This is a genomic window from Vibrio sp. Vb2131 (assembly GCF_033338535.1).
In the GTDB taxonomy this organism is placed as follows: Bacteria; Pseudomonadota; Gammaproteobacteria; order Enterobacterales; family Vibrionaceae; genus Vibrio; species Vibrio alginolyticus.
Map to the genome: position 1 here is coordinate 1 of NZ_JAWOSW010000106.1, position 613 is coordinate 613.

The 613-nt window shown below is 60.8% G+C and carries 2 protein-coding genes; one reads left to right on the top strand and one right to left on the bottom strand.

Annotated features, from left to right (window positions below; all coding sequences use genetic code 11):
* Nucleotides 1-276: 30S ribosomal protein S11 (rpsK, locus tag R7E38_RS23115; RefSeq protein ID WP_318082184.1), on the top strand; the 276-nt coding region annotated here is incomplete at its 5' end.
* A gap of 94 nt (nucleotides 277-370) precedes the next feature.
* Here the strand turns inward: rpsK and R7E38_RS23120 are convergent.
* On the bottom strand, nucleotides 371-613 hold a 243-nt coding region (locus tag R7E38_RS23120), incomplete at its 5' end, for a hypothetical protein (RefSeq protein ID WP_318082186.1).

Genomic DNA, 613 nt, shown 5'->3' on the forward strand with positions numbered 1-613 from the left:
CCCTTCCGTCTCTCTCTTTCCGGTGGAGGAGTCTGGAGACGACGTTCAGAAATGGCACCTCGCAAGGGGAAGGAAAAGAAGGAAGAACAGGTCATCAGCCTTGGACCTCAGGTGGCTGAAGGAGAGAATGTATTTGGTGTCTGCCACATCTTTGCATCCTTCAATGATACCTTTGTCCATGTTACTGATCTTTCTGGCAAGGAAACCATCTGCCGAGTAACTGGTGGAATGAAGGTGAAGGCTGACCGAGATGAGTCCTCTCCGTCTCCGCCGTAGCCGCCGCCGCCGCCGCCGTAGCCGCCTCTGTACGGTCCACTGTTGCTGCGGCCGCCCCAGCTGCCGCCGCCTCCGCCTCCGCCTCCGCCGCTCTTCATCGGCCCGTACGAGGACTGGTGCTGGCTGTAGCTGCCGAAGCCGCCGAAGCCGTTGCCGTAGTCGCTGCCGCCGTACGAGCCGCCGCCGCCGCCGCCCCCGTAGGCGCCGTAGCCCCCGTAGCCGCCGTAGCTGTTGTAGCCGCAAAAACGGCTCCAAGAGCAGCAGCCAACTTGGAGGAAATGCGGAAAGCAGCGAGAGCAGTGAGACGTGCAGCAGTAAAAGCCATGATGGAGATAAG